A 23,377-nucleotide genomic window follows, 5' to 3' on the forward strand; every position below is an offset into this window, starting at 1 on the left:
GATCCGGCGGCGGTGGGCACGGCATTCGCTTGGCTTCCATCGGCGAAGCGGCCGATGGCGGTGGGCTCCACCGTCTGCCGCGCCCACCAGCAGGCTGCCGGTGCCAGCAGAACGCGGGCGCCCCCGCTGAGCCGCCTGGGGTCCGGCTGCTGTCCACGGATTGACCGTGTCGCCGAACGACCAGCCGGACCTGAACGCCGAGATCGACCGCCCCCGGGTCCGACCACCGCCCCGCCCCGCCCCGCCCCGCCCCGTCCCGTCCCGTCCCGTCCCGTCCCGCCCCCGAGGCTCGGCCGGTTCCCGGGCGGCAACGAGCCCCCGAATCGTCCCTGCTCCGGCGCCTGCGGCATTCGTGCCACGCCGAAGCCACCGGCTCCAAAGGCGGTTGGCCCATGCTGAGAAGTTGATCCCCGGTATCGCGACCGCACAGTTCCGGCTGCGGCAGCACGGGAGCGCGGCGATAAGCATTCGACGAAGGGCGAACTGTTGCGCCACCATCCGGGGCGAGGCCGGACGCGAGGAGCACGGTGATATCCCAGGGCGCGAAGATCACAGCGCGATGCGAGGCATGCAGCGGCGTGTTGATACTCAACACCGGCCAGTTGATCGAGCGCGGACGCCTGCGGTGGGTAACCGAGGCCAACTGCCTGTGCTGCCGCGTCGCCTGGTGCGAGCAAGGCAACGGCGACGCGATTCCGGAGGAGATCCGCCAGGTCCTCTTGGCAGAACATGGATCTGCCCGGCTCCGGCTGACAGAGCCCGAGGCGAGTGCAGTGCCCGTCCTGCGCGCTCTGAGAGAGGTGCAAGACGGCCTGTCACTGGCACAAGCGCGGGCTATGGCCGATGAGTTGAAGACCAGCGGCCTCGTGGGCACGCTCGTCGAGATGGAACTCATAGCCGCCCGGCTCCGACGTCATTCCGTCGAAGCGACAGTCGAGACTTTGTCCAGCTGACCCTCAGGAGCGTGCGACACGCCGGGCGAGACACTTTCCGCAGCAGCGAGAGTCCCCAGCACCCGGCATCTGAGCATATTGCTTGCGCAGCGTGAGGACGGCGGGCGGGCTCGACTGCAGGCCGCTGCGCGGGACCTCAGACGGTACGGCGCCTGCACAGACAGGTGTCGTACCCCGCTCGTATGCTCGCTCGATGACGTCTCACGAAGGCACCCACCCCACCGTTCTCGTCCGGGCGGGCGACCGGCACGCACAGATCGACGAGGAGCTCGCACCCACAATCCAGGCGATCTGGGAGTGCGGGTTCGACACCTTCACCTGCTGCCAGGACGTCGGCGAGAGCAACGCGGACTGGCCGCAGAAGCTGCCGCACATGAAGGAGTGGGTGGAATCCAGGCGCGGCTGGATGCTCATCGACTTCCCGGTCGACAGCGGCCTTGCCTTCCTCTCGGCAGTGGCGAACGCTGGCCCGCGAGACGCGTTCTACGTCCGGATGACGCACTGGGCAGCCCCGGACGCTTGGGATGTGACCGTCAAGCCGATGGACGCGGCAATGTTCCAGGAGAAGCTGGCCTCGCGCTTTCGTCTCCAGTTGCTTCAGGTGAGTTTCCCTGCGTACGACCTGCCGGAACTGACCCGACGCCTCCGCGAGCACGCCGCAGGCCGCTCGATACCGCCCGCCCCCACCGACTGGACCACCGTCGGCCGCTAGTAGTGATTTGTTGGCCGGTCTTGTCGGGTCGGGTGTCTGGTAGTTCGCTGGTTGTATGAGGGCTGGGGAGCTTGCGGCGGTTAGGGGCCGGTTGGAGGAGTTCGCTTCCGAGGTGTTCGCGCCGTTGGTGCGGCCGGACTGGCAGGAGAAGGGCCAGCTTTATCTGCGGGGCCTGTTGCTGGACGGCCGACGCAAGTCGATGCAGCCGATGGCCGAGCGGCTCGGGATCGACCATCAGCGGTTGCAGCAGTTCATGACGTCCTCGACCTGGCCGGTCGCCGACGTGCGGGCCCGGCTGGCCTGGCGGGCCGTGCAGGCGGTGCGCCCGCAGGTGTGGGTGGTGGACGACACCGGTTTTCCCAAGGACGGCAAGGCCTCGCCCGGGGTGGCCCGGCAGTACTCCGGCACGTTGGGCAAGGTCGGCCGCCAGATCGGTGTCAGCGTCCACGCCGCCTCGGACACGGCTTCGTGTCCGCTGTCGTGGCGGTTGTTCCTGCCCGCTGCATGGGACGGGCCCGAGGCCACCGCACGCCGGGCTGCCTGCCGGATCCCTGACGGCGAACATCACCGGCCGAAGTGGGAGCTTGCGCTGGAGATGCTCGACGAACTGTCCGGGATCGGTCTGCGGCCCGCCGCACTGGTCGCGGACACCGGCTACGGCGCGAACGCCGGCTTCCGCCACGGTCTGGAGGACCGGGGCCTGGCCTACGTTCTCCAGGTCAAGGGCGAGATGACCGCTCACGGCGAAGCTGCCGTGCCGCACCAGCCCGCCTACGGCGGCCTCGGGCCCCGCCCGCTGCCGCGTTACCGCACCCGGCCGGTCTCCTTACGCGATCACGTGCTGGCCGCTGGACGCAGCCACGGGAGGACGCTGACCTGGCGAAAGGGCTCGAAAGCCGCGATGAGCTCGCACTTCGTAGCCCTGCGGGTCCGCCTCGCCGGCCGCCGCCCGAAACCGGCGGAGGACGGCACGATCCCGCTGTCCTGGCTGATCGCCCAGTGGCCCGAGGGCGAGGCCGAACCGGTGAAGTACTGGATCTCGAACCTGCCCGCCGACATCCCCACCAAGGACCTCGTCCGGCTGGCCAAGTCGCGCTGGCGGATCGAGCACGACTACCGCGAACTGAAAACAGTCCTGGGCCTGGACCACTTCGAGGGACGTTCGTTCACCGGCTGGCACCGCCACGTCACCCTGGTCACCGCCGCCCACCTCTTCCTGACCGAACAACGGAGCAGCCCAAAAGCCCCTGCCAGGGCCTGACCCTCTACCAGGCCCTGGACCTCCTCCCACACCTGCTGGCCACCTGGACCGGCACCTGCCCCACCTGCCGACAGACCATCCCACCGCAGCCCTACGACACCAGCTAACAAAGCATTACTAGGGCACCCTCTCCTCCCGCATACTCAACTGGCCAACGAGAACGTTCAGTCACATCGGCCTCGCTGTCCGCGAGCGGCGGGTGCGACGCCGCGGGCAGGGTGGGGCCGGCCCGAGAGGGCGTCCACGGATGAGACCCGCGGGAGGGGGGCCGGCCGGCGCGCGGTACCTGCTCCGGTTCCAGCGGATCCGCTCGGACGTAGGCGAGGAGCCCCTGAGGCAGGAGACGCATGAGCAGCTACCGCATCGCGTAGACCCTGGCCGCCGAGGTCTCCCTGACCGCCGCGGGTGGGCCGGCCCGTCCTCGAGGCATTCGCCCAAAGCCCTCGCCGTGCTCGCAGGCCTGCCGTACAGACCAGGCTCCCGCCCCATCAAGGGCGCACCGACCACCGCCACCCATCCCTCACGGGGCGTGATGATAGACTACGCAACGTGACAGTGGAGCCCGAGGGCATGCCTCGACACCGAACGACCGCGCCCAATCATGTCTACTACTTCGACATCGGGGCTGGCATCTGGCAGGGAAAAGCCACCTTCCGCGTCACGTCTTGGCGTCGTCTCATGCGCAGCCGCATCGGGTTCACGAACAAGCTCCTCGTGACCACCATGCACATCATCGAGCGGCTCACCGGTGCGCCACGGCAGGACTCGACGATCGTGGCGAAGCCGAACGTGGGCGAGTTCGGCCGGGCTGACAATGTGCTCAGGATCTCCAAGTTCGGCTTGACCGTGTACCTCTTGGACGAGCAGTACGTACTGGAAAGCAACGGCACCGGAGTCACTGTGCACGGGAAGGAGAGGCTCGGCCCGGTACCGGGCCTGCTCACGCGGACCTTCACCTACTCTGCGGAAATTCGCGACGAAGGGATGGCCGCGACCTACCGCATGCCGTTGCTCGGAGCCCTTTGGATCGCGGACTATCAGGTCGCAGCCGATCGCCAGAGCGTCTTCGCGGAATTGGTGTGCGACTGGGGCAAAGCGACCGAGGAGACCCACCGGGTCAGCGCGCCGAGTTAGCGGGCGGCAGGACAATACTCCCGATGACCGCTGAGTTCGGAGTTCATGCTCGCCACCGAAAGGGACACCTTATCGCCGGATTTCTTGCCGCCCGGGTCAGGCAGTAGGACACCACACACGATCGCCGGGCCGCGTTCGCCTACACCGGCTACCACCCCACGACGACGCTCGCATCGGCCTACTTCGGCGCGATGGACAGCATCGACGAACGGCTGGGAGGACGATCCGGTGGTTCCGCGGACGAAGGACAGCCCTATACCACCGAGCCGCCCTCGAACCGGAGCGAACCTTACCGGTATCAGTACCGGGCCCGAATCGAGTCGTGATCTTCTTCCCAGTCGGCGCCGATGGGCTGGGGCCTGCCGGGATGCACCTGGGCGAGAACGTCCTCATCTCCCAGGAGAGGATTGCCATCGAGGCGGAAAAGACCAGGTCAAACCGCTCGTACGGATGTGTCGGGCGATTCCTGCCCGCTGGCCACAACGGGGTATTGTCGTCCGGACGCGGACGGCACTCGGAACGTCTGTTCAACCCAGGGGAACCAACATGACTGATCTGAACTCGCTGCGGGCAAGCCTTGCGTCGGGCGAGCACGAGTTCGCCGACACCTTGGCCTTCGTCGCCGCGCATTACGCGTATCAGCCGCAGGCGTTCCGTAACGGGGAACTGGAGAATGCCGCCGGTGAGAACGAGGGCTCTTGCAAGACGCTGGGACTGGCCCTGCTGGAAGGGCTGAGCGATGAAGAGGCGCTACTGGCATTCGGTGAGCACTATCGCAGTGTGCTGGCGACGCCGAACGACACTGATCACGGAAACATTCGCAACCTCATGGCCCATGGCCTGGCAGGGGTGAGCTTCGCCGGGCAACCGTTGACCCGCAAGAGCTGAACAACGAAGTCCCGGGGAGCATCAAAGGCCGCGAGCATCACCCCGTCCTGAAGCCGCCGCCTCGTGTCGGCGCTCGCCTATAGGGAAGGCCGGACATCGTATGGTGCACGCCGTTGCCGTCGCCTCTCAGGCGGCAGCCGCGCAGGATCTTCCACGTCTTCATGCGCGCGATGACGTGCTCAACGCGGGCGGGGCGGGGGGCGAGCTGCTCGGCGAGCACTGTCTGTCCGACTATGTGTGAGCCTGCCCCTCGTCCGGCGGCGGTACGGAATCACCAGCCCCGTGCCGCGATGGCCATCGTCGGTAATGATGGCGGTCCTGCCAGCGGCCTGCTGTTCTGCGGCGAGACCCGGACCAGCTGCTCGATCAGCCGGGCATCACCCCAGCGCGTGATGCCCGGCTGATCGATCTCCCTACCGACTCGATCGACCGGGGGATTCTCGCCGACGTCGGCCACCAGGGGCCACCAGGGGGCCACCAGCCGCTTTCCTGACTCACCCAGCCCCTCCCACGCCGGCCTGCGCGAGCGTCTCGGCACTGTCGTAGGGGAGAAGTGATTCGTTCTCCACGAGCGGCAGGACGACCTGCAGCAGGTCGTCGGCTGCTGGGCTGCTGGTGCCGGCGTGGCGTGCGGCGATCGAGGCGGTGGCGCCGGCGAAGAGGTCGGCGAGCTGAATGGACGGGTGTTGCTCGGAGCTGCCGCGCAGCAGGTGGGGGAGGGCGATGCCCTTGATGCGGGAGGACGGGGTGGCGCCCTGGGTGACGCGCAAGGCGTCGGCGAGAACGCCGAGCCGCTCGTCGGTCAGGGGCTTTTGGTCGTCGGTGAGGATGCTGACCGGACCCTTGAGATGGCGGGCCCAGCGGCGGGCCACTTCTGCGACGCAGGGCACCAGCATTTCCAGAATGGGCAGGGGGCCCGCGTCGGCGTGAAGGACGTCGCCGTGTGGGCGGGTGCTGCGCAGGCGGCATAGAACGCAGCGGTGGTCGAAACCTCATTGCCCACGGCGCGCTGCGCGGCGAAGGCGATGAACGCGTCCAGCAGGCGCCGGAAGCCTTCGGGCTTGAGCGCGCGCCGTCCCTGGAGGGCCAGGAGGCGGGCCAGGCGGCGTGCTTCGCCCTGGTCGTACAGGTCGGTTCCCTCGGCGTACGCCTGTTCTTCGAGCAGCAGGTCCACGATCTTGGCTACGGAGGCGTATTCCTTGTCGACCACATAGGCGGAGCAGCGACCATCGAGCGCGCCCCCGGGCTCCCACAACCGGCGCAACATGTCCCGGCGGCGGCGTTGTTCTGGAAGGACTTGAACTTCAGCTCAGGACTCTGGATCCGGGCCGCCCGACGCAGCTCCTGCATGATGGGCGCAGCCTCGACGTCATCGATGGCCACCGAGGCGTATACGAGGTAGCGGCCGTTGTTGAGCAACTGCTCGCCGCCGTAGCCGGACTCGTCGCAGGCGATCCACCGGCCGCTGGCCGTGCTGTCCTGCGTGGGCTCGGTCCGGCTGTACTGGGTGAAGGCATCTCCGGTCAGGGGCATCCCCGTAGTGTCGCGGACCCTTCTGCGCATCTGCCCGGCGGCCCCCTCGGGATGATGCATGACACCGAGGCCGGTCCCAGGCGGCACCCTCTTCAAGGGCGTGCGATTCGCCGCGGCGAATTCCTGTGCCTGTCCACGCACTGCAGGATGTGCACCGATCGATACAGCCATCAGCGCACAGCCTTGAGAGGATGCCGATACGGTGCCCGGCTCTAAACGGCCGGTGCTGCCAGCCGGAAGCCCACGCCGATCGCTGCAAGATCCGGCTCATAGGCGCCGTGCCGACGGGCGCACCGAGCCAGGTCCCGGTCGTGGCGGAACGAACCACCCCGGGTGATGTGCCGGTCGAAGGCCCAGTCCTCGGTGCCCGGCACCTCGGCGGGCGCGCCCGGGTAGGGAGCGTAGGGGGTAGAGGTCCACTCGTCGGCATTACCTGCCATGTCCAGCACCCCGAAAGGACTGGCGCCCTCGGGGAACGAACCGACTGGCGTCGTGGTGCCGATACCGAGGTCCACCAGATTGGCCAGGCCGGTGCGGTACTCCTCACCCCACGGAAACTCCCGGCCGTCGTCGCCCCGCGCGGCGCGCTCCCACTCGTCCTCCGTGGGCAGCCGCACACCGAGACCGAGCCGTTCCCCGAGCCATCGGCAGTAGGCCGTTGCCGCCGCCCAGGCGACCCCGATGACCGGGTGGTCCGTTGGCCCCTGTGGGGCCGGGCGGCCGGTGGCCGCTGCGAAGAGGGCCCACTGGCCGGCCGTCACCGGTGTACGGGCGATCCGGAACGCAGGGACATCGATCTCCGTACGCGGGGCTTCCTTCATGTACCACTCCACTGGCACCCCGGTGCCCGCATAGCGGCTGGCCACTGCGGCCACCTCGTCGACCGGCGTACCCCGACGCAGCAACCCGGCAGGTACCTCGACCCAGTTCACCTGCTGCACCTGCATGGCTCCTCCTCGGCTCGAACCGACACCCTTCATGATCACCTCGAAGGCCGGAGCGCGCATCGGTCGATGGACCCATCTCGACAGCGACCTTGGAACCAGGCCATCAGCCCACGAACCGGCTGTCGTCCAGCACGGCGGGCGGTGCACGCTCACGGGATCTGTCACTGATCTCGTGATGCCGGGCGGCAACCTTCGCCGAACACACGCCGGACCTGACCAGCCCACACGTCCGGCACGCCCGGCGGGGCCGGAGCCTGCCCGGCCCCTCCGCACTCGAAGAACCCGTGATTTCGCCCCGCTCAAGGGCCACAACTACGCAACGCGCGGTGCGGACTTCGTGCGAGGCCGCAACTCTGGGTGGTGGTTTGACCTGTGGTGTTCACTGTCCGTTCGGGCCGCCGAGTGGCGCGGTGAGCCGTGGCCGCCAGCCCTTCTCCGTCAGTACCGCCAGCTGGACCGCGGTCGCACGAGTGCGTAGTGGCAGCAGGTTGCCGACCGCAGCGCGTACACGGGCGGTGATCGTCGGGTTGTCTGCGCCCAGAGCGACCGTGACATGGGCGGTGGGACGCGCGCCGAAGCGGCCCCTGTACGGCTGCAACCCGGGCCATCGCGCGCGGAAGGTGTCGACGATCGGTTGAAGTCCCGGAAGGGTGACGGCGACGAAGCCCGGCGCCGTCACGACCTCCTCCAGAAGCAGATCGGCAGCCGGAAAACCCGCCGCCAGGGAACCCACGGCCTCTTCGTCCTGAACTGTCAGCGCCGATTCCGGCACGAACGGGTAGAGGAGTGAGACGTGCGCCGGCAGCCTCCGACGCACCAGAGCCGGGTCGGTACGCCGCGCTGCCTCGAGGAGCGGGGCGGCAGCGGGCAAGAGGATGACGACAGCAGTGGTTCCTGGCTCTGGCACTCCACCATCATCCCAGGCCACTGGGAGCGGGTTCGGTGTGCTGGGGTCCGGGGTCTGGGGTATCGGGTGTCGTCCGGGTGCAGCCGGCTGGTTGTTCAGAGGCCGGCGGTTGCGGTCATCTCCCTCGATATCGATACCGGGCGGCAGGAGTCAGTCACTCCACAAGCCTTGCAGCATGGAGGGCGTTGATCACGGCCGCGTACCTGCCCGCGGCCTCTGGCGACTGCCGTGCCCGGTGGCATGCCAGGCTCAAGGCATACTCCGTGGGTTTCGCGCCGCGTCGGAGCAGCCAGCGCGCCATCTGCACCTTTCCGCCGCCAATCGCCAGCTCGAGAGCTGTCCTGCCCCTCATCACGGCGTTGATGTCCGCGCCGTGTTCCAGGAACAGGACCACGATGTGCGGGTAACCCTGCTTTCCGCTGGTCGCCGCCACCGCCAGCGGCACGTACTCCACCAGGCCCTGGGCACCGAGAGAGGCCCCAGCGGCGAGCAGAGCCTTGACCACCTCGGCATGGGGAAGCATTGCCGCCAGGAGCAGCGGCGTCAGCTCTTCGTAATCCCCGGCCGGCCGACACGGATCCGCCCCCGCGGCAAGGAGCAGGCGGACGATCTCGGCTTGCCCCGCGCTCACCGCGAGTTCCAGCGCAGTACGCCGGGCACTGTTGCGGGCATCCACCTCGGCTCCCGCGCTCAGCAGCGACGCCACAGCAGCCGCATCACCGTTCTCCGCAGCCCGCGTCAGCTGATCTGTTATGTCCATACCCGGATCATCTCCGGCGTTCCCACTTCGTTGACAAAACGATTCAGCCTCGATGTCAATCGGAGCCGGCACTGCCCGGGCCATCGGCAGCGACCGGTACGCACACTACGGCGACCGGACAGCCCGCGCCCCGGACAGTCCCCTCGACAGGACCCCAGCTGCTGAATGGGGGCGAGGTGACCTCAGGCTGCGTGGGACCATTTCGGCATGCGCCTCGTAGCTGACGGAGTCACGCCACCCTCGCGGTTGGTACTGGCGAAGGACCTCGAGACAGACGACGGATTCGCCTTCGAGCTGACGAGTCCGCTCTTCCTAACTGCCGGTGATCGAATCGCTTTCGAAGGTGGCAGGCTTGTCGTCGTGCGGGCCAGGGGAGAGCGACTGTCACCGGCTGGCGACTGGTCCACTCGTTGCGGACCAGGATCTCTGCGCCGCCGGTAGTCCTTCCAGGATGGGCGCTCATCTGGGAGCTTGGACAACTCGTGACATTGGAGAAGTCACCGTGCGGCAGGCTCGCACCACCAACACCAACAAGTGCTCAGGCGCTCGGTGTTGACCGTGGTGCCGGCCTCGGAGATGCCGAACACCGCCGCTCTGCAAAGACACCCCACGCGGCTAACGGGTCAAGTTGACCTTGGTCAGCCAGCTGCGAAGGCTGCCAGCAAGGTATCCGCGCGGACTTCCAGTTCGGGCGTCAGAGCCCCCTTCACGACCAGCCTGATCTCATCCCCGCCGACCGCGCGGGCAAGCCGAATCTCGACCTGGCGATGCTCGCCGACCAAGGGATACGAGTACCAGCCGTCGGCCCGCTCGTCGTCAGTTGCCTCGATCGCCAGTGCCACCGTCTCCCAGTCGGTGGCATCAAAGCCGTAGCCCACGTAGTGCGACAGCAACTCCAGAAACGACCGCAGGTTGCGCTCCCAGATCCATCCACCGACCTCTGTCATGGCTCCCCCCGTGCTCAGGACGACAGCCTGTCATGAGCCGAGTCCTCAGCGATCAGCCGGCTGCGGCGGGAGGAGGAAACGCGATGGACACGTCGATGACCACCCGGCTCCGGAGACAGTGATGGAGTTGTCCGAGCATGCGGTTGAACGGGTGCCGCAGGGCTTGAGCGTGCCAGTCTCCGACCTCGCGCCGGGTGGGACCACTCCGTCCCTCGCCCAGCGATCCAGGAACGACCGCTGCTCCACCAACCACCAGGTGGTCATCGACGCGGACACCCCCCGGGTCGTAGTTGTCGGCCGGCCGGTATCCGGAAACCGCAAGGACTGCAAGGCCTGCGAGGAGTCCGGCGCTAAGGCCGCCGCCGCCGACGGTGGCGCAGGCACGATGGCCGATGGCGGCTATCCGGGGACCGGCCTCGTGATCCCCCGCTGCCGCGAGCGCGGGCCGGCCGAACTCACGCCCTGGAAGGAAGAGCACGACGGGTTCGCCCGTATGAAGACGTGGAAGGTCCTCCGTGACTGCCGTCTCAGAGGGATGTGCGCCCACCACGCATGCTGGGCATCGCCCAACTGCAGAATCCAAATCGTGCCCTGACCCAGTGACCGAGAGGGTCAATCCACCTCGGCTACGCCAGAGCCGGCAGCCTTCAGGGCCTCTGGTGACCGCACTCCAACCGGATTCCGTTGGCGTCAGTCACCGTGCACTCCAGGACAATCTTGGTCGGGTCGCCGTCCTCATAAGGCCACACCGTGATGCCTCCCTCCCAGACAAGGGTGGAGAACCAGACATCGATCCCCTCGGCTTCAGGCGCGACCGTGAAGACCTCCCCGGGCTTCAGACAGAAGTCCTCACCGTACGGCTCGATGAAGAGACAGAGATCGCCCTTGCCGGCGTTCTCCACAGGCAGCCTGCTGCGTCCCACTCGTCCCCCAAGGCCGCCACTCCGATGCGCTGCTCCACAGTATCCGCCTACACCGGCCCGCCGGGCTCAAGCAGCCCCGTCCCTCCAAGTCCGTTGCGGGACAGGCCTTGGGTTCGGTCCTCTTGGCCGGCGGCGCCCAGCCTCACCCTGTGACGCTGGAGATCGACCTCGGCGACCTTCACCGTGATCAGCTCGCCTTCACTGACCAACTGATCCGGGGTCTTGACCGGCTCGTCAGTCAGTTCTGAGAGATGAAGGAATCCCACAACGTTCGGAGTAAGCCGCACGAACACACCAAATGGAACGATCTTGATGATCGGCCTGGTGAAGACCACTCCGGCCTGATCCGCAAATCGAATGAGTGGATCTTCCTGCAGAGCCTTCAACGAGAGCGTGACCTGTCCGGTGCGTGTCTCGGCAATGATTACCTCAGCGGTGATCCGCTGGCCGGCTTCGACTGCCTCGGAGGGATGGCTGATCCAGTCCCACGTCAGGTCCGGCACCCGGATGAAGCCGGTGCACAGGCCCTCCGGTTCGCCATCGACATGAACGAAGACCCCGAAGTTGTGAACCTCGGAGACCGTCCCAGCGACGACCTGCCCTCGTTCAAACGCGAGGAGATAGGCCCGCAAGGCGGGAATCTCGCACGCTCGGGCGGAGAGGTGGAGCTGACCTTCGCGCCAACGCCCGATCTCTTCGGCTTTGATCTCCTGGCCGATCTCAAACAGCGCGGATGGATGTTCCATCCGACGCATCGAAGCTTCGTGCCCAGGAATCCGACCGATCTCGGTCTCCCCTCCTCCGGCATCCACAAGCTCCACCAGGAGGTCCGCTCCGTCGAACCCGATGACCTTCACCGTTCTCACGGCCCCTGGCAGGAGCTGGTTGATCAAGAACTGCATACGAGGGTCAGGGGTTGGCTCGGACATGGAGGCGAGCCTAGTCGGCGCCGGCCGCACTGGTGCCGACTGTCATTCGGCCGTCCGTAGGCCGTCGCTCGCAGCGACAGGAGCCATGTACAGCTGCCACCTCACGTGTCCCGGCACAGGTGACCGCCCGCACCGCACTGTCTCGGGTGCGGAAACCGGCTTCGCCCGGAACCCGCATCGTGTCGGACACGCGTGGCACAACCTGCCGGCTGCAACCGAGCATCCGTAGTATCGGCCATTCCGGCCCTGGACCACGGCAAGCTTCCCAGCCCTCGCGTCGGCGTGTCCTCCTCAACCCCTCACGTATCAAGGCCAGTTGTTCACTTGCAATTGGCCGGAGCATGCGCCAATGGTCAACTCGGCGATGGATGCTGCCGTCCGGGCGGGACGGAAGCGTGCTGGGGGGCATGGGTGACTGTCGTGCAGAGAGCCTCGGGGGAGAGGCCGTTCGTCGAGGAGCCTCGGCTGACCGTGCGGAGCCGGTCGTCCGGCTCGTGGTCGCGGCGGGTACTGTTGCTGTTCTTCCTGCCCGCACTGGCCACCGTCCTGACGGGGCTCACCACGCTGGCCGTGTCCGGCAATCTGCTGCTGCCCTTCGAACGCGTCACCGTCCTCAAGGGGAAGATGGCCTCCAAACGCGACTTCTTCGAGGACGAGGAGGTCCGGCGGATCCTGATGAGGCACGGCATCCAGGTCCACATCACCACCTCGGGCTCGCGCGAGGTCGCCCTGCGCGACCTCGACACCTTCGACTTCGTCTTCCCCTCGGGCCAGCCGGCCGGCGATCTGATCACCGGCATGCGCGGGACCTCCGACCAGTACGCCAAGGTGCACCGCCCGTTCGTGAGCCCCATCGTGCTCGCGACGTACCGGGAGTACGCCGAGACGCTGCGCGACGCCGGCATAGCCACCCCGCTGCCCTCGGGGGGCGAGAACCGGCCGCTCTACTATTCGCTGGACATGGGCAAGTTCCTCGGCGTCATCGACGGGGCGAAGCGCTGGAACGACCTCGGCATCCAGCGCCACGGGATCGCCAACGCCAACCGGATCGTCGCCCAGAGCCCCGACGTGTGCGGCTCCAACTCGGCCGGGACCTATCTGGCACTGGTCTCCTTCACTCGGCGCGGCAACGGCCCCGACGTACCCAGCACGGACGAAGACGCGAGCAGCCGCGCGCTGTCCGTCAAGCACCTCATGGAGCAGGGCCTGCCGGCCGCCGACGTGTTCAGGACGTACGTCTCCCCGGAGGGCAAGGGCATCGCCCCGGTGGTCGTGGCGTACGAGCACCAGTACCTCACCCATCAGGTCCGTCACCGAGCCGAATCCGGCCGGCTCGACGAGGAGCGGGTGCTGCTCTACCCCTCCAGCCAGTTCGTCACACAGCCCCAGTTCATCGCCCTCAACGACAAGGGCGAGCGGCTGCGCCAGCTCATGGCCGACGACCCGGATCTGCGCCGGCGCGCCACGGAGCTGGGCTTCAGGATCCTGAATCCGGCCGGCGAGGTCGCCGGCGACCACCTGTCGAAGTTCCTGACCGAGCGGAATGTCCCGGTGCCGGCCCTCGAGGGTGACAACACCCGCTCGCCCATGCCCCGGATCCGCTACCTGGAGCGGATGATCTCCATCATCGGCGACTGCCCGCCCGCCCCGCTTCCCGATGGGGCGCCATGAGGCCCCCCGGCACGCCGCGCCGGCGCCGCCGTAGGCTGGCCGCGCTCGCCCTGGCATGCCTGAGCGTGCTGGCCACACTCGGCGGCTGCACCGGGGCCCGCGGCGAACCGGTCACCCTGCGGGTGCTCGCCGCCTCCGAACTCGCCGACATGCAACCCCTGCTCGGCGATCTGCGCCGCGAGACCGGCATCACGCTGACGATGGAGTACCAGGGCACCATCGAGGCCACCACCTCCCTCGCCACCGGCCAGTACCGGCACGACCTCGCCTGGCTCTCCTCCTCCCGCCCCTTCCAGCTCCTGTGGAAGGCGGGCGGACGCCGGGCGGACGTCCCGCCGGCGACGAGCACCATGAGCTCGCCCGTCGCCGTCGGCCTGAAGCCCGAGGTGGCGAAGCGGCTACGCGGGGCGACCCCCGACGGGCAGCTGTCGTGGGCCGACCTCGCGGACGCCGCGGCGGCCGGCACGCTGAAGTACGCCATGGCCGACCCCCGCCGCGCCAACAGCGGCCTCGCCGCGCTCATCGGCGTCGCGACGGCGGCTGCGGGGACCGGCGGCGCCCTGCGCCCCGAGGACGTCTCCTGCGACCGGCTGCGCGGCTTCTTCGCCGGGCACGCGCTGACCGAGGACTCCTCCGGCCGCCTCGTCGACGCGTACGCACGCGGCGAGGACGGACTCGACGGGCTGATCACGTACGAATCCGAGCTGCTGGCCCTCGGCCGCGCGGGCACCCTGCGCACTCCGCTGGAGATCGTGTACCCCAAGGACGGCATTGTGCTGTCCGACTATCCGCTCATGCTGCTGGATCCGGCCAAGCGGGCCGCGTACGACCGTCTGACGGCCTGGCTGCGGAGCGAGCCGGTCCAGCGCAAGATCATGGAGCGCACGCTGCGCCGCCCCGTCGACCCCGGCCTCGCCCGCGTACCCGGCCTGCGCGCCCCGCTCGGCAACGCGCTGTACTTCCCGGACCGTCAGGCGGTCGTCGACCGGCTGCTGGCCGACTACGCCGACGCCCGCGCCGGCCGCCCGGTGCGGGTGATCTTCCTGCTCGACTTCTCCACGTCCATGCGCGGCGACCGCATCGCGAACCTGCGCGCCACGATGGACGGGCTCGGCGGCGCGGACGGCTCGCGCTCCGGCAAGTTCACCCGGTTCCACCAGGGCGAGACCCTCACGGTGGTGCGCTTCGGAGGCCGCGTCCTGGACGAGCGGAGCGTCACGTACACGGGGGCGCCCGATCTGGAGCGGCTGCGCGGCACGCTCGCCGACGACACCTTCGACGCGGGCACCGCCGTGTGGTCGGCCCTCGACCACGGCTACCGGATCGCGGCCGACGCGGTGGCCCGGGATCCCGGACAGCGCGTGTCCATCGTGCTCATGACGGACGGCGAGAACAACGCCGGGATCAGTCTGGACACGTTCCTCGCCCGGTACGCGGCCCTGCCGGAGGCCGCCCGCGCGGTCCGCACGTACACCGTCCGGTACGGCGAGTCCGATCCGCGGGAGCTCGACCGGGCCGCCCGGGCCACCGGCGGGCACATGGCCGACGCCACCGGACAGTCCCTTCCCAACGCCTTCAAGGAGATCCGTGGCTGTCGTGAGTGAAGCGTGGTGGGCCGTGTGGTGGCCCTGGATGCTGCTGTGGCTGGCCACCGGGGCGGGCCTCGTGGCGCTCCTGGCGATGGCGGTGCTGTGGCTGGTCCGCGCCCGGCGGGCAGCCGCCCGGGACCTGACGGACGGCATCTGTTTCTACCTGCACGACAAGACGGTCATGGACCACTACCAGATGCGCGGCTACACGGCCGCCCTGCGCAAGGAGGTCGAACAGCGCACCAGCGACAGCAAGGACGGGACCGTCCGCGCGAAGGTCTTCGGCGTCGGCGCCGACGGAGGCCGGAAGGAGAACACCGAGATCGTCAGCCGCTACATGGAGGTCGCGGAGCCGATCTCGGTGATCGGCCTGATCATGAAGGTGCTGGAGGAGAAGCGCGTCATCGTGCACGTCGACCTCCCGAGCCAGACCGTCACCCGCGGCCCCGCCCTGCTGCGGACGGCCTCCGGCGCGCCGGGCCCCGTACGGCTGCGCGACGTCGACGGCTTCGTCCTGATCCGGGGCCGGTTCCGTGCGACCGGCGACCGAGAGGAGGGCGCCGTCTCCACCGTGTTCCTCGCTCCGTACGGGGATCCGGCCGACCCGGCCCAGGGGCCCCGGGTCCGGATCACCTGCGCCACGGAGGGCCTGCGCAACCTGGTTCCCCGGGGCACCTTCTCGGCCCGCTGTCTGGGCAAAGTGCAGGAATGGAACCCGGACGACGGGGTCCTGGAGGTCGAGGCGATGGCCGTCTTCCGGTAGGCCGACGGCCTGGGCCGTTCGCGGGATGGTGATGTTGCTGTCGGTGGTCTGGCGGGCGGGGTCGGTTCGTTCGCGGTGACAGTTCATGTTGTCGGTCCCAGGGTGGTACTGGCCTTCCCGGGAACGGCAGGTTCTGGTTGGGATTTCCGGTCGGGCGCACAGTGGTCTGTATCCGCCTACCGCACCGGCCCTGCCGGGGCGCGGGCCGGTCGACGGTACCGGCTCGCGCAGCAGAACCTAGGAGCCCCTTGTGAGTTACCCCGCTCTTGCTGCCCGCACTGCTGTCGTGACTGGAGCGGCCAGCGGTATGGGAGCGGCCACTGCCCGGCTGCTCGCTGCGGGCGGAGCCCGTGTTGCACTGCTTGCCCGGCGTGCCGACCGGCTGGAGGGGCTGGCCGCCGAGGTCACCGCTTCCGGAGGCCAGGCACTCGCCGTCACCGCCGACGTCACTGATCAGGCCTCCGTCGACGCTGCGGCCAAGGCCGTCCACGATGCCTACGGCCAGGTCGATCTGGTGGTCAACAACGCCGGCGTCATGCTGCCCAACCCTCTCACCGAGGGCCGGCTCGATGAATGGACGCGCATGATCGACACCAACTTCACCGGCGCCCTGCGCGTCATCCGGGCCTTCACCCCCGACCTCGTCGAGGCCGCCGGCGACGGCCGCACCGCCGACCTGGTCAACGTCTCCTCCATCGCCTCCCACGTCCTCTTTCCCGATTACGCCGTGTACGGGGCGACCAAGGCCGCTCTCACCCAGCTGTCGGCTGCTCTGCGTACCGAGCTGGGCCCGCGCGATGTCCGGGTCAGCACGATCGAGCCGGGCCTGACCGACACCGAACTCAGCGGGCACATCGACAACCGGGAACTGCGTGAGCAGCTCGACGGGATGTTCACCGTGATCCCGGCTCTCTCTGCCGAGGACGTCGCCGATCTCGTTGCCTACACCGTCAGCCGTCCTCGGCACGTCAACCTGCGTCAGTCGGTCGTCCTGCCGACCCGTCAGGCCTGAGATTTCGGCTTACGTGCCTCGCGGCAGGCGGCGAAGCCGCTGTGTGTGGGGGCGCTGGCCGGTGGTGTGGTGCCTGGTACCGGCAGGGCCAGGCACCACACCACCACGGTCAGCCACAATCGTCATATGAGTACCGCGACCAGCCTGAGTGGTTTCCTGCGCACCCGCCGTGCCCGTCTGCACCCGCAGGACGTGGCCCTGCCGGATTTCGGCGGCGTGCGCCGTGTTGCGGGGCTGCGCCGCGAGGAGATCGCCCAGCTTGCCGGGGTCAGCGTCGACTACTACACGCGCATCGAGCAGGGGCGGGTGTCCAATTGCTCGGACACGGTGCTCGATGCCCTTGCCCGCGCACTGCGGCTGAACGAGGACGAGAGACGGCACCTGTACCACCTGGCCCGGCCGCAGCGCACCGCCGGTCCGGCACGCCGACAGAGTGTGCGGCCCATGCTGCAACGGCTGCTGGACGAGCTGAAGGACGTGCCGGCCATGGTGATGGGCCGGCGCATGGACATCCTGGCCTGGAATCCGGCAGCGTGCGCGCTCTTGGGCAACTACGGCGATTTGGAGCCGGCAGAGCGCAACATTGCACGGATCACGTTCCTCGATCCGGCGTCCCGGGAGTTGTACGCAGACTGGTCATCCTGCGCCCGCGAGAACGTGGCCTACCTCCGCCTGGAGGCAGGACGGAGTCACCCCGGCGACCCACGGCTGGCACATCTGATCGGGGAGCTTTCGGCGAAGAGCAGCGACTTCCGCCGTTTGTGGGCAGAGCACCCGGTCCAGGACAAGACCTCGGGCACCAAGAGGTTCCGCCACCCGGTGGTCGGCGAGCTGGAACTCATCTACGAGACGCTGCGCGCTGCCGACGACCCCGGCCAGGCTCTGATCACGTATGCGGCCCAGCCGGACACCTCCTCCCACGACGCCCTCCGCATGCTGCTCGCGTGGACCGCCCCCACAGCCGCCGCCGCTCATCAGCCGGCCGACTGATGAGCCGGAGCACACGAGGGAGATGGTGCGCTCGTGCCGGCGGCGTGTGCGGACGCCGCCGGCCGTGAAGGGCTTCAGAACGTCCACGCCGTGCGGTTGCCGAAGGCGCCGGTGCCGTTGCCGGGGTAGAGCCAGAGCATGCCGTCGCCGGTGCGTTCGCGGGTGAGGAGGTCGGGTTTGCCGTCGCCGGTCAGGTCTCCTGTGCCCGCGAGGGTGTCGAAGGCGTTCCAGCCGCCGCCCAGGGTGGCGCGTGGTCCGAAGCCGCCGTCTCCTGTGCCCGGGTAGCGCCAGATCTTCCCGGTGGTGTCGACGGCGAGGAGGTCGGGCTTCGCGTCGCCGGTCAGGTCGCCTGTGGCGAGGAGGTGGGTGTAGGTGTTCCAGCCGCCGCCCATGGCGGTGCGTGGTCCGAAGCCGCCGGTGCCGGTGCCGGGGTAGCGCCAGAGCTGGCCGCCGGTGTCGACGGCGAGGAGGTCGGGTTTGCCGTCGCCGGTCAGGTCGCCCGGTCCGGCGAGGTGGGTGTACGTGTCCCAGCCGCCGCCCATGGCGATGCGCGGTCCGAACCCGCCGGTGCCGGTGCCGGGGTAGCGCCAGAGCTGGCCGCCCGTGTCGACGGCGAGGAGGTCGGATTTACCGTCGCCGGTCAAGTCGCCGGGTCCGGCGAGGCGGGTGTACGTGTCCCAGCCCCCGCCCAGGTCGCGGGGGTTCGTGCCGGCGCCTGCGTGGAGCCACAGCTTTCCGCCCGTGTCGACGGCGAGGAGGTCGGGCCTGGTGTCGCCGGTGAGGTCGCCGGCTGCGGTGATCGTGGGGTACGGGCTGCTGAAGCGGGGCCAGGGGGTTTGGTAGACCACGCGGTGGGGCTGGTTTTCGTTGATGTACCACAGGGCGTCGCGCTGGGGGTCGTAGGCGAGGTTCTGCAGGTGTACCGAAGCGCGTTTCCAGAGCTGGACGGGCTGGCCGGGCAGGGCGCGGTAGACGCAGCTGTTGACGGGTTCGACGGCGGGGCCGCCCGGCGTCCATTCGACGTACTCGGGGCAGGGCGCCGAGATCAGGGTCGTGCCGCCGTGTGTGGCGACGCCCTGGGCGCCGACGATGGGGGAGGACCAGGCGGCCGTGGCGCGGACGCTGCCGTCGGCGTCGGTGCGCAGGATGCCGGTGGCGGGGTCGAGGGGCCACCGGACGATCATTCCGCCGGTCCCGACGAAGCCCTGGTCGGCGCGGGAGGTGACCTCGGTGGTGGTGATCGCGGGCGTGGGTCCGCTGAGGTCGAGGGAGGCGCCGGCGTTGCAGGGGTTGGGCGAGGGGGTGGGCAGGTAGGTGCCGCAGCCGGCCGGGTTCTGGTAGGAGAAGGTGCCGATGGCGGGGAGGACGTAGCCGAATTTCTCGGCGGAGAAAGTGCCGGTGGCGTTCCTGCCCATGCCGGAACCGGTGGCGTCGACTTTCCAGAGGTGGTTCAGGTCGAAGACGTGGAAGCCCTGGCCGAAGCCGACGAGGAGCCGGTTTTTGTACCAGACGAGGTCGTCGCCGTGTCCGGTGAGCGCGGTGAACGTGCCATCGGCGGGGACGACGAGGAGGACATGGACGTAGCGGACGGCTGCCGGGTCGGTGGTGTCGGCGAAGGTGACGCGGATCTGGGTGTTGCCGGACTTGTACCAGCTGGCGGCAATGACGCGGCGGTTGTCCACGGGGGCGTAGGCCGTGGTGTTGGCGGTGATGCCCTGGGGGACCCAGGTGCTGGTGGCGGTGTCGGTCTCGTCCCAGCAGAAGCCCGTGGCGCCGGAGTTGTACACGCCGTCGTTGGCGAGTTTGGCGGGGGCCGGGCAGGTGGCCGGCCGGCCGGTGTGGTCGGCAGTGTCCAGGACGGTGCCGAGGGATACGGAGGTGAGCCGGTCGGGGTTGGCCGCTTCGAGTGCCGTGGTCGCGGCGAGGGCGGCCGGGTCGTAGCGGAGGCGGTAGCCGGAAGGGTTCTGCGGGGTGAGGGCAGGGGCGACCGTGGCGCCGTCGGGCACGCTCGCGGTCGCGGCGGAGACCGCCGCGGTGGCGTAGGGAACGGCGGGTACGGCGGCGGGGACGGAAGGAGGGATGGCGGCATGGGCGGTGGTGATGCCGGGGAGGTACTGGGCGGCGCCCGCCAGCGCCGCAGCGAGGAGCAGGCCCGTGGACCTGGCACGGATACGGAGACCGTTCATCAGCTGAAGTTCCATCCGGAGCCGTTGTCGATGCGTGTGCCGAGCTTGCCGGAGCCGGTGCCCGGGTAGACGAAGAGACGTCCGTCGCTCTGGCGGGCTATCAGGTCGTGGATGCCGTCGCCCGTGTAGTCACCGGCCCCTGAGACGCTGTTTATGCTGTCCCAGTTGGTGCCGGACTCGATGCGGCTGCCGAGCCCGCCGTTGCCGGTGCCCGGATAGACGAACAGCTTCCCCGTGGCCTTCTCCACCGCCACCACGTCGTTGTTGCCGTCGCCGGTCAGGTCGCCGGCTCCGGCCACCAGGCTCATCGAGTCCCAGTTGGTGCCGATCGTGAGCCGGGCGCCGAAGTGCCCGTCGTTCGCGCCGGGGTAGAGCAGAAGACGGCCGGTCGCGGACTCCACCGCGACCAGGTCTCCTCTGCCGTCGCCGTCGAGGTCCGGCGTGCCGGCGATGCGCATGCCGTTCCAGCCCCCGCCGTTGTCCACGCGGTGCCCGAGCCGGCCGTCGGACCGCCCGGGGTAGACGTACAGCTTGCCGCTGGCCTTCTCCACGGCCAGGACGTCGGCGTGCCCGTCACCGGTCACGTCGCCGGTGCCGGAGACCTGCGCGATGCCGGCCCAGCTGCCGTTGTCGATGCGGGTACCGAACCGTCCGTTGCCCAGGCCGGGGTACACGTAGAGGCTGCCGCTGCCCGTGCCGGCGCGGGCCAGCACGTCCGGCTTTCCGTCGCCTGTGAGGTCGCCGACCGCGGAGACGGGGGCCGCCTCCGGCAGGGGGGCGGGGAAGGGGTCTGCGTCGTCGGCGCCGAGGCCCGCGGCCGGACCGCAGCGGGGCCATGCGCCTTCTCCCTGGCCCGCCAGGACCTTTTCGGCGATGAGTATCTGCTCGGTCTTGGTGGCCTGGTGGGCGTACGGGGCGTAGGCCTCGCCGCCGAAGGCGCGCCAGGTCGAGGCGGAGAACTGGAGGCCGCCGTAGTGGGTGCCCGTGTTGATGCTCCAGTTGCCGCCGCTTTCGCACTGGGCGACCTTGTCCCAGGTGGCGACGGAGGCGGCGTGGGCCGGGGCTGCCGACAGGGCGGGGGAGAGCAGGGCGGCCACCGCGGCGGCGGCCAAAGTGGTGGCGAGCGTGCGTCGCTCGGTCATCGGGTACTCCGTTGTGGTGGGTGGGATGGTGGCCGGTCCCGTACGGGCCGGTCCGGGGCGATGGCTGTGCGGCGCGGGCAACCGGGCCGGCACGGGACGGCGCGGGCAGCCGGGACGGTGCGGGCAACCAAGTAACGGTGCGGGCAGCCGGGCCGGCCCGGGAAGGTACCCGTGGCCGGCCCGGCTGCGGTACGCCCGCCGCAGGCCCGGGGGCCGCCGCAGGCCCGCGTCGCCTGCGGCGGGATTTCCTGACGGCAGGTCAGCCGGTGAAGTTCCAGCCGGAGCCGTTGTCGATGCGCGCGCCCAGCTGCCCGTCGTCCTGGCCGGGGTAGACCCAGAGCTTGCCGGTGGTGTCCCGCGCGACGACGTCGTCCTTGCCGTCGCCGGTGTAGTCGCCCGCGCCGGAGATGCTGGACATCTCGTTCCAGCCGGTGCCCGCCTCGATGCGTGCCCCGAGCTGGCCGTTGCCCAGGCCCGGGTAGACGAAGAGCTTGCCGCTGGCCTCCTCGACGGCGGCGACGTCGTTCCTGCCGTCACCGGTGAGGTCGCCGACCGAGCCGACGGGGTTCATCGAGTCCCAGTTGGTGCCGGCCTGGAAGCGGGTGCCGAAGTGCCCGTTGGACTGGCCCGGGTACACCCAGAGCTTGCCGGTGGCCTCCTCGACGGCCAGCAGGTCGCCTCGGCCGTCGCCGTTGAGGTCCTCGCTGCCGGTGATGCGGATGTCGCCCCAGCCGCCGCCGTTGTCGATGCGGCTGCCCAGCTGGCTGGCGGTCTGGCCGGGGTAGATCCACAGCTTGCCGCTGGTCTTCTCGATCGCGGCCACGTCGGCCTTGCCGTCGCCGGTGACGTCGCCGACGCCCGAGACGCGTTCCATCCCGGCCCAACCGCCGTGGTCGATGCGGGTGCCGAAGTGGCCGTTGCCCGCCCCGGGGTAGAGGAACAGGTTGCCGTTGCCGGATGCGGCGCGGGCGAGGAGGTCGGGCTTGCCGTCGCCCGTGAGGTCGCCGACCGCGGAGACGGGGGCGGGGTCGGTGCCGGGAGCGGTGGTGTCGGAGAGGCCCTTGGGGCCGATGAACTTGAGTACGCGGCCGGCCCCGACGGGGTTGGCGTTGGTCCGCCAGTCGAACCAGTCCCGCCAGCGGACGCCGCGGCTCTCGTTGCCGCCGACTGTCTGGATCTTGGAGCCGTCCGCGGAGACCTTGACCACCAGGTTGACGTGGTTCACCCGGCCGTCGGTGGCGCTGCCGTCGGTGTCGTAGATGACGGCGTCCCCGACCTGCGGCACGGAGTGGAACGTGCCGTGCTTGCTGCCGTACTCGTAGAAGCTGACGGCGCGGGCGTCGAGGTCCCCGGTGTGGTCCGCGCCGGCCTGCCCCCACACCCAGCGGGCGAAGTCGGCGCACCAGGCGGTGGGGTGGCGGCAGCCGTAGTAGTCGCTGCACGAGTGGCCGACCTGTCCGTTCGCGATGGCGGCCACCGACGCCGAATCCGCGCCCGCCGGAGTTGCGCCGAGGATCGGGGCAGCCGCAGCAGCGGCCAGGGCCAGGGAAACGAATTTCTTGCGGAGCAGAAGAGACATGGGGGTACCCATTTCGAATATCGAGAGGAATTGAATTTCCGCCGTGCCCCGCGCCGCCCCGACAGGGGCAGGGCAGCGGGTGCGCGGAGGCGTCAACGGCGGCGAGGAGGCACTACTGCGGTGCTCGCGGCGGGTTCCACGGGCCCGGCTTGCGCGGGGCACGGCCGGCCCAAGAGCGCCGGGGCCGTGGCCGGGGCCATGGGGCCGGGGCCGGGGTGCGGTGGTGGAGAGTGGCTGCCGAATCCGCCTGTCACCTGGGGCCTTCGCGGGTCACTGCCAGCCGAAGTCATTCTGTACGGCAGCGCTCTGCGCGCCCGGGGCCGCCGCCGCGGCGCCCGCGGCGTCGGAGGCGGCCCCGAGACCGGCGCCGAAGGCACCGGCTGCCGCCAGCACGATGACGGACGCAGCGCAGACGTTCTTCAGAAAACTCATGTCCCACCCCAGGTAATCGCCTTTTCCGGCGGCTGCGGCCGTCCGGTGAGATGGATCCTGCCGCCTGGAAAAACCGCTGGCCAGGGGTTCGGGGTGGCACAAAGAATGCCCGGCACATT

Annotated in this window: 24 protein-coding genes and 1 pseudogene; 12 read left to right on the forward strand and 13 right to left on the reverse strand. The window is 69.4% G+C overall.

Annotation, left to right across the window (positions count from 1 at the left end; genetic code table 11):
* Positions 1-578: 578 nt before the first annotated feature.
* From DEJ50_RS32610 to DEJ50_RS35660, 6 genes are all read left to right on the forward strand, one after another.
* A complete protein-coding gene (locus DEJ50_RS32610; protein WP_150211632.1) occupies positions 579-953 on the forward strand; it encodes a hypothetical protein in 375 nt (124 codons plus the stop codon).
* Positions 954-1,146: 193 nt separating this feature from the next.
* Positions 1,147-1,665 carry a hypothetical protein gene (locus DEJ50_RS32615; protein WP_150211633.1) on the forward strand — a complete coding sequence of 173 codons (519 nt, stop codon included), beginning with the start codon at positions 1,147-1,149 and terminating at the stop codon, positions 1,663-1,665.
* 55 nt (positions 1,666-1,720) lie between these two features.
* Positions 1,721-2,926: an IS701 family transposase gene (locus DEJ50_RS32620; protein ID WP_150211634.1), complete on the forward strand. Its 1,206-nt coding sequence runs from the start codon at positions 1,721-1,723 to the stop codon at positions 2,924-2,926.
* A 549-nt stretch (positions 2,927-3,475) separates the two neighbouring features.
* Positions 3,476-4,060, forward strand: coding sequence for a hypothetical protein (locus tag DEJ50_RS32625; protein WP_150211635.1), 585 nt, complete (start codon positions 3,476-3,478; stop codon positions 4,058-4,060).
* A 546-nt stretch (positions 4,061-4,606) separates the two neighbouring features.
* A complete protein-coding gene (locus DEJ50_RS32630; protein WP_150211636.1) occupies positions 4,607-4,948 on the forward strand; it encodes a HopJ type III effector protein in 342 nt (113 codons plus the stop codon).
* Between the two features lie 100 nt (positions 4,949-5,048).
* Positions 5,049-5,189 (forward strand): hypothetical protein, encoded by a 141-nt coding sequence (locus DEJ50_RS35660; protein WP_190344826.1) that lies wholly within the window; start codon positions 5,049-5,051, stop codon positions 5,187-5,189.
* A 30-nt stretch (positions 5,190-5,219) separates the two neighbouring features.
* Here DEJ50_RS35660 and DEJ50_RS32635 read toward each other — a convergent pair whose 3' ends face one another.
* From DEJ50_RS32635 to DEJ50_RS32670, 7 genes are all read right to left on the reverse strand, one after another.
* Positions 5,220-5,405, reverse strand: coding sequence for a hypothetical protein (locus tag DEJ50_RS32635; RefSeq protein ID WP_150211637.1), 186 nt, complete (start codon positions 5,403-5,405; stop codon positions 5,220-5,222).
* A gap of 37 nt (positions 5,406-5,442) precedes the next feature.
* A complete protein-coding gene (locus DEJ50_RS32640) occupies positions 5,443-5,838 on the reverse strand; it encodes a hypothetical protein (RefSeq protein ID WP_150211638.1) in 396 nt (131 codons plus the stop codon).
* Between the two features lie 292 nt (positions 5,839-6,130).
* Entirely contained in the window at positions 6,131-6,481 is a 351-nt protein-coding gene (locus DEJ50_RS32650; protein WP_150211640.1) for a hypothetical protein, read from the reverse strand.
* A 212-nt stretch (positions 6,482-6,693) separates the two neighbouring features.
* Complete coding sequence (locus tag DEJ50_RS32655) at positions 6,694-7,428, reverse strand: formylglycine-generating enzyme family protein (RefSeq protein ID WP_150211641.1); 735 nt, start codon at positions 7,426-7,428, stop codon at positions 6,694-6,696.
* A 379-nt stretch (positions 7,429-7,807) separates the two neighbouring features.
* Entirely contained in the window at positions 7,808-8,299 is a 492-nt protein-coding gene (locus tag DEJ50_RS32660) for a 2'-5' RNA ligase family protein (RefSeq protein ID WP_223838020.1), read from the reverse strand.
* A 190-nt stretch (positions 8,300-8,489) separates the two neighbouring features.
* The gene (locus DEJ50_RS32665) at positions 8,490-9,095 is read right to left on the reverse strand and encodes an ankyrin repeat domain-containing protein (RefSeq protein WP_190344828.1); all 606 of its coding nucleotides are present in this window, start codon (positions 9,093-9,095) and stop codon (positions 8,490-8,492) included.
* 638 nt (positions 9,096-9,733) lie between these two features.
* Positions 9,734-10,042 (reverse strand): hypothetical protein, encoded by a 309-nt coding sequence (locus DEJ50_RS32670; RefSeq protein ID WP_150211644.1) that lies wholly within the window; start codon positions 10,040-10,042, stop codon positions 9,734-9,736.
* A gap of 208 nt (positions 10,043-10,250) precedes the next feature.
* Here DEJ50_RS32670 and DEJ50_RS32680 point away from each other — a divergent pair.
* A pseudogene (locus DEJ50_RS32680) lies at positions 10,251-10,645 on the forward strand (IS5/IS1182 family transposase); the annotation flags it as partial.
* A gap of 44 nt (positions 10,646-10,689) precedes the next feature.
* On the opposite strand, the gene DEJ50_RS32685 reads toward DEJ50_RS32680, so the two are convergent.
* Together DEJ50_RS32685 and DEJ50_RS32690 are read right to left on the reverse strand one after the other, a co-directional pair.
* Positions 10,690-10,944, reverse strand: a complete 255-nt coding sequence (locus DEJ50_RS32685) for a hypothetical protein (protein WP_150211645.1) — start codon at positions 10,942-10,944, stop codon at positions 10,690-10,692.
* Between the two features lie 68 nt (positions 10,945-11,012).
* Positions 11,013-11,894 (reverse strand): S1 RNA-binding domain-containing protein, encoded by an 882-nt coding sequence (locus tag DEJ50_RS32690; RefSeq protein ID WP_223838021.1) that lies wholly within the window; start codon positions 11,892-11,894, stop codon positions 11,013-11,015.
* Between the two features lie 471 nt (positions 11,895-12,365).
* Between DEJ50_RS32690 and DEJ50_RS32695 the strand changes: the two genes are divergently transcribed.
* From DEJ50_RS32695 to DEJ50_RS32715, 5 genes are all read left to right on the forward strand, one after another.
* Positions 12,366-13,565, forward strand: coding sequence for a hypothetical protein (locus tag DEJ50_RS32695; RefSeq protein WP_223838022.1), 1,200 nt, complete (start codon positions 12,366-12,368; stop codon positions 13,563-13,565).
* Positions 13,562-15,169 carry a VWA domain-containing protein gene (locus DEJ50_RS32700; protein WP_150211646.1) on the forward strand — a complete coding sequence of 536 codons (1,608 nt, stop codon included), beginning with the start codon at positions 13,562-13,564 and terminating at the stop codon, positions 15,167-15,169. The genes DEJ50_RS32695 and DEJ50_RS32700 overlap by 4 nt, the downstream gene beginning before the upstream one ends.
* Positions 15,162-15,917 (forward strand): hypothetical protein, encoded by a 756-nt coding sequence (locus DEJ50_RS32705; RefSeq protein ID WP_223838023.1) that lies wholly within the window; start codon positions 15,162-15,164, stop codon positions 15,915-15,917. Before DEJ50_RS32700 ends, DEJ50_RS32705 begins: the two co-directional genes overlap by 8 nt.
* Positions 15,918-16,167: 250 nt before the next feature.
* Positions 16,168-16,929 carry an SDR family oxidoreductase gene (locus DEJ50_RS32710; protein WP_150211647.1) on the forward strand — a complete coding sequence of 254 codons (762 nt, stop codon included), beginning with the start codon at positions 16,168-16,170 and terminating at the stop codon, positions 16,927-16,929.
* 126 nt (positions 16,930-17,055) lie between these two features.
* Positions 17,056-17,919, forward strand: coding sequence for a helix-turn-helix transcriptional regulator (locus tag DEJ50_RS32715; RefSeq protein ID WP_150211648.1), 864 nt, complete (start codon positions 17,056-17,058; stop codon positions 17,917-17,919).
* Positions 17,920-17,993: 74 nt separating this feature from the next.
* Here the strand turns inward: DEJ50_RS32715 and DEJ50_RS32720 are convergent, their stop codons facing one another.
* The 4 genes from DEJ50_RS32720 to DEJ50_RS34190 all read right to left on the reverse strand — a co-directional run bounded on the left by DEJ50_RS32720 (position 17,994) and on the right by DEJ50_RS34190 (position 23,258).
* Positions 17,994-20,105: an FG-GAP repeat domain-containing protein gene (locus DEJ50_RS32720; RefSeq protein ID WP_150211649.1), complete on the reverse strand. Its 2,112-nt coding sequence runs from the start codon at positions 20,103-20,105 to the stop codon at positions 17,994-17,996.
* Complete coding sequence (locus DEJ50_RS32725; RefSeq protein WP_150211650.1) at positions 20,105-21,247, reverse strand: transglycosylase family protein; 1,143 nt, start codon at positions 21,245-21,247, stop codon at positions 20,105-20,107. The genes DEJ50_RS32720 and DEJ50_RS32725 overlap by 1 nt, the downstream gene beginning before the upstream one ends.
* Before the next feature lie 259 nt (positions 21,248-21,506).
* The gene (locus DEJ50_RS32730) at positions 21,507-22,826 is read right to left on the reverse strand and encodes an FG-GAP-like repeat-containing protein (RefSeq protein ID WP_223838024.1); all 1,320 of its coding nucleotides are present in this window, start codon (positions 22,824-22,826) and stop codon (positions 21,507-21,509) included.
* A 270-nt stretch (positions 22,827-23,096) separates the two neighbouring features.
* Positions 23,097-23,258: a hypothetical protein gene (locus DEJ50_RS34190; RefSeq protein WP_190344830.1), complete on the reverse strand. Its 162-nt coding sequence runs from the start codon at positions 23,256-23,258 to the stop codon at positions 23,097-23,099.
* Positions 23,259-23,377: the final 119 nt, after the last annotated feature.

This window comes from Streptomyces venezuelae (genome assembly GCF_008642295.1).
GTDB lineage: Bacteria > Actinomycetota > Actinomycetes > Streptomycetales > Streptomycetaceae > Streptomyces > Streptomyces venezuelae_C.

Excerpts from the sequence above, each read along its gene's own strand:
- DEJ50_RS32730 (WP_223838024.1), bottom strand. The coding sequence starts at position 22,826 with ATGTCTCTTCTGCTCCGCAAGAAATTCGTTTCCCTGGCCCTGGCCGCT.
- DEJ50_RS32650 (WP_150211640.1), bottom strand. The coding sequence starts at position 6,481 with ATGCCCCTGACCGGAGATGCCTTCACCCAGTACAGCCGGACCGAGCCC.
- DEJ50_RS32720 (WP_150211649.1), bottom strand. The coding sequence starts at position 20,105 with ATGAACGGTCTCCGTATCCGTGCCAGGTCCACGGGCCTGCTCCTCGCT.
- DEJ50_RS32620 (WP_150211634.1), top strand. The coding sequence starts at position 1,721 with ATGAGGGCTGGGGAGCTTGCGGCGGTTAGGGGCCGGTTGGAGGAGTTC.
- DEJ50_RS32615 (WP_150211633.1), top strand. The coding sequence starts at position 1,147 with ATGACGTCTCACGAAGGCACCCACCCCACCGTTCTCGTCCGGGCGGGC.
- DEJ50_RS32725 (WP_150211650.1), bottom strand. The coding sequence starts at position 21,247 with ATGACCGAGCGACGCACGCTCGCCACCACTTTGGCCGCCGCCGCGGTG.
- DEJ50_RS32665 (WP_190344828.1), bottom strand. The coding sequence starts at position 9,095 with ATGGACATAACAGATCAGCTGACGCGGGCTGCGGAGAACGGTGATGCG.
- DEJ50_RS35660 (WP_190344826.1), top strand. The coding sequence starts at position 5,049 with ATGGTGCACGCCGTTGCCGTCGCCTCTCAGGCGGCAGCCGCGCAGGAT.
- DEJ50_RS32670 (WP_150211644.1), bottom strand. The coding sequence starts at position 10,042 with ATGACAGAGGTCGGTGGATGGATCTGGGAGCGCAACCTGCGGTCGTTT.
- DEJ50_RS32630 (WP_150211636.1), top strand. The coding sequence starts at position 4,607 with ATGACTGATCTGAACTCGCTGCGGGCAAGCCTTGCGTCGGGCGAGCAC.
- DEJ50_RS32700 (WP_150211646.1), top strand. The coding sequence starts at position 13,562 with ATGAGGCCCCCCGGCACGCCGCGCCGGCGCCGCCGTAGGCTGGCCGCG.
- DEJ50_RS32715 (WP_150211648.1), top strand. The coding sequence starts at position 17,056 with ATGAGTACCGCGACCAGCCTGAGTGGTTTCCTGCGCACCCGCCGTGCC.
- DEJ50_RS32655 (WP_150211641.1), bottom strand. The coding sequence starts at position 7,428 with ATGCAGGTGCAGCAGGTGAACTGGGTCGAGGTACCTGCCGGGTTGCTG.
- DEJ50_RS32690 (WP_223838021.1), bottom strand. The coding sequence starts at position 11,894 with ATGTCCGAGCCAACCCCTGACCCTCGTATGCAGTTCTTGATCAACCAG.
- DEJ50_RS34190 (WP_190344830.1), bottom strand. The coding sequence starts at position 23,258 with ATGAGTTTTCTGAAGAACGTCTGCGCTGCGTCCGTCATCGTGCTGGCG.